This is a genomic window from Nocardia sp. NPDC052112 (assembly GCF_040680135.1).
Classification (GTDB): Bacteria; Actinomycetota; Actinomycetes; order Mycobacteriales; family Mycobacteriaceae; genus Nocardia.
Window position 1 is genome coordinate 1 of record NZ_JBFAWD010000064.1, and the last position, 2,425, is coordinate 2,425.

Annotated in this window: 2 rRNA genes (1 of these 2 cut by a window edge); both read right to left on the reverse strand. The window is 56.2% G+C overall.

The annotated features are described in order from the left end of the window. Positions 1-7: 7 nt before the first annotated feature. Positions 8-124, reverse strand: a 5S ribosomal RNA gene (gene rrf / locus AB0L58_RS42805). 118 nt (positions 125-242) lie between these two features. Continuing rightward, a 23S ribosomal RNA gene (locus AB0L58_RS42810) occupies positions 243-2,425 on the reverse strand; it runs 1,049 nt beyond the window's last position.

Genomic DNA, 2,425 nt, shown 5'->3' on the forward strand with positions numbered 1-2,425 from the left:
AAGGATGTTCCGGCGGTGTCCTACTCTCCCACACCCTGTCGAGTGCAGTACCATCGGCGCTGGTGGCCTTAGCTTCCGGGTTCGGAATGGGACCGGGCGTTTCCCCACCGCTATAGCCGCCGTAACTCTATGAAACTATCCACAAACAGCGCGACAACCCCCCGGGATCACACCCGGTTCATTGTCTGCTGCAGTGTCTGTGTGTTGTTTCAGATACCGCACAGTGGACGCGTAGCTTCTTCGTTGGTAAGTCCTCGGCCGATTAGTACCAGTCACCTACACCCGTTACCGGGCTTCCAGTTCTGGCCTATCAACCCCATGGTCTGTGGGGGGCCTTAACCACTCGAAGTGGTGAGAAACCTCATCTTGGAACAGGCTTCCCGCTTAGATGCTTTCAGCGGTTATCCCTTCCGAACGTAGCCAACCAGCAGTGCCCCTGGCGGGACAACTGGCACACCAGAGGTTCGTCCGTCCCGGTCCTCTCGTACTAGGGACAGCCTTCCTCAAGTTTCTGACGCGCGCGGCGGATAGAGACCGAACTGTCTCACGACGTTCTAAACCCAGCTCGCGTGCCGCTTTAATGGGCGAACAGCCCAACCCTTGGGACCTACTCCAGCCCCAGGATGCGACGAGCCGACATCGAGGTGCCAAACCATCCCGTCGATATGGACTCTTGGGGAAGATCAGCCTGTTATCCCCGGGGTACCTTTTATCCGTTGAGCGACACCGCTTCCACATGCCGGTGCCGGATCACTAGTCCCGACTTTCGTCCCTGCTCGAGCTGTCACTCTCACAGTCAAGCTCCCTTGTGCACTTGCACTCGACACCTGATTGCCAACCAGGCTGAGGGAACCTTTGGGCGCCTCCGTTACATTTTAGGAGGCAACCGCCCCAGTTAAACTACCCACCAGGCACTGTCCCTGAACCAGATCATGGCCCGAGGTTAGAGGTCCAATACGATCAGAGTGGTATTTCAACGACGACTCCACACACACTGGCGTGCACGTTTCACAGTCTCCCACCTATCCTACACAAACCGTACCGAACACCAATACCAAGCTATAGTGAAGGTCCCGGGGTCTTTTCGTCCTGCCGCGCGTAACGAGCATCTTTACTCGTAATGCAATTTCGCCGAGTCTGTGGTTGAGACAGCAGAGAAGTCGTTACGCCATTCGTGCAGGTCGGAACTTACCCGACAAGGAATTTCGCTACCTTAGGATGGTTATAGTTACCACCGCCGTTTACCGGGGCTTAAATTCTCAGCTTCGCGGATCACTCCGCTAACCGGTCCTCTTAACCTTCCGGCACCGGGCAGGCGTCAGTCCGTATACATCGTCTTACGACTTCGCACGGACCTGTGTTTTTAGTAAACAGTCGCTTCTCTCTGGTCTCTGCGACCCAACCCAGCTCCCGGAGTAAATCCGTTCACCAGATCAGGTCCCCCTTCTCCCGAAGTTACGGGGGCATTTTGCCGAGTTCCTTAACCACAGTTCTCTCGATCGCCTCAGTATTCTCTACCTGACCACCTGTGTCGGTTTGGGGTACGGGCCGTGTACCAACTCACTAGAGGCTTTTCTCGGCAGCATAGGATCACTGAATTCACCTCAATCGGCTACGCATCACCTCTCAGGCACATGTCGTGCGGATTTGCCTACACAACGCCCTACAGGCTTACACCAGTACAACCACTGACTGGCCCAGCTACCTTCCTGCGTCACCCCATCGCTTGACTACTACACCCAGGATCCCATGCAGCCGCTTCAGGTCTCCCGAAGGAGATCCGTCCACATTTGGATGGTTAGCACAGATGATTCGCCATTGGGCGCGGATACACGGGTACGGGAATATCAACCCGTTGTCCATCGACTACGCCTGTCGGCCTCGCCTTAGGTCCCGACTCACCCTGGGCGGATTAACCTGGCCCAGGAACCCTTGGTCATTCGGCGGACGAGTTTCTCACTCGTCTTTCGCTACTCATGCCTGCATTCTCACTCCCACAGCCTCCACAACTAGCTCACACTGCTGCTTCCAAGGCTGTAGGACGCTCCCCTACCCATCCACACCACTGCACACACCCCCGTAGGGACATGCGGATGTATTGTGTGAATGCCGCGGCTTCGGCGGTGTACTTGAGCCCCGCTACATTGTCGGCGCAGAATCACTTGACCAGTGAGCTATTACGCACTCTTTCAAGGATGGCTGCTTCTAAGCCAACCTCCTGGTTGTCTTCGCGACTCCACATCCTTTTCCACTTAGTACACGCTTAGGGGCCTTAGCCGGCGATCTGGGCTGTTTCCCTCTCGACTACGAAGCTTATCCCCCGCAGTCTCACTGCCACGCTCTCACACACCGGCATTCGGAGTTTGGCTGATTTCGGTAAGCTTGTAGGCCCCCTAGACCATCCAGTAGCTCTACCTCCGGCGTG